Annotated in this window: 3 protein-coding genes; 2 read left to right on the forward strand and 1 reads right to left on the reverse strand. The window is 61.2% G+C overall.

The genetic code is table 11. The annotated features are described in order from the left end of the window. A partial coding sequence (locus AC1DT3_RS22765; protein ID WP_477467434.1) for an enoyl-CoA hydratase-related protein occupies positions 1-431 on the forward strand: 431 nt, incomplete at its 5' end. A gap of 15 nt (positions 432-446) precedes the next feature. After that, positions 447-653: a hypothetical protein gene (locus tag AC1DT3_RS22770; protein WP_365241622.1), complete on the forward strand. Its 207-nt coding sequence runs from the start codon at positions 447-449 to the stop codon at positions 651-653. A gap of 23 nt (positions 654-676) precedes the next feature. On the opposite strand, the gene AC1DT3_RS22775 is transcribed toward AC1DT3_RS22770, so the two are convergent. After that, positions 677-906: NAD-binding protein (locus tag AC1DT3_RS22775; protein WP_477467435.1), on the reverse strand; the 230-nt coding region annotated here is incomplete at its 5' end.

Consider the following 906-nt stretch of genomic DNA (forward strand, 5'->3'; position numbering starts at 1 on the left):
CCTGCGATATCGTCGTTGCCGCACGCACGGCCTTTCTGCAGGAAGGGTTCGCGAAAATAGCGCTTGTTCCCGACGCAGGCGGAACGTGGATCCTGCCGCGCCTTGTCGGCCAAAAGCGCGCACTGGCGCTGATGCTGAGCGCCGAACCGATTTCCGCCGAGGATGCCGAGCGGATGGGTCTGGTCTACAAGGTCTTCGACGACCGCAGCTTCGGYGACGATGTCGCCGCATTCGCAGCCACACTCGCGAAGGGGCCGGGCCTGTCGTTCCGCATGACGAAGGAAGCGATTGCCGCGAGTGCGTCGAACGACCTCGATACGCAATTGGCACTGGAGGCGAAACTGCAGCGACAGGCCGGCTTCAGCCGCGATTTCATCGAGGGTCTGACCGCGTTTCGGGAAAAGCGCGATCCGCAATTCGAAGGCCGCTGACGAGAGGATTTTTCGATGCGTATGAATTGGCTGATTATCGGACTCGTCACGCTCACCGCAGTCGTCGGCATGTATATGTCCTCCGACCCGGAGCAGGGCGAGCGCCTGTCGCAGATGTACCGCGACGCGGCGATCACCGGAGAGACGCGCGACATCGTGCTGTTTCTCGCCGCGCTCGGGATCGGCGGATTTATCGTCTACCTGACGATCACGCGGCGATAGTTCTACGTGAACGGCGCGTCTCGTTACTTTTCGAGGCGCGCGATGAGGCTCGACGTATCCCAACGGCGGCCGCCCATCGCCTGAACGTCGGCATAAAACTGATCGATCAACGCAGTCGCCGGCAGGCTGGCGCCATTCTTGCGCGCTTCAGCAAGGCAAATCGCGAGATCCTTGCGCATCCAATCGACGGCGAAGCCGAAGTCGAACTTGTTCTGGTTCATCGTCTTGCCGCGGTTTTCCATCTGCCAGGATC

Source organism: Microvirga sp. P4_G7 (assembly GCF_056401005.1).

Excerpts from the sequence above, each read along its gene's own strand:
- AC1DT3_RS22770 (WP_365241622.1), top strand. The coding sequence starts at position 447 with ATGCGTATGAATTGGCTGATTATCGGACTCGTCACGCTCACCGCAGTC.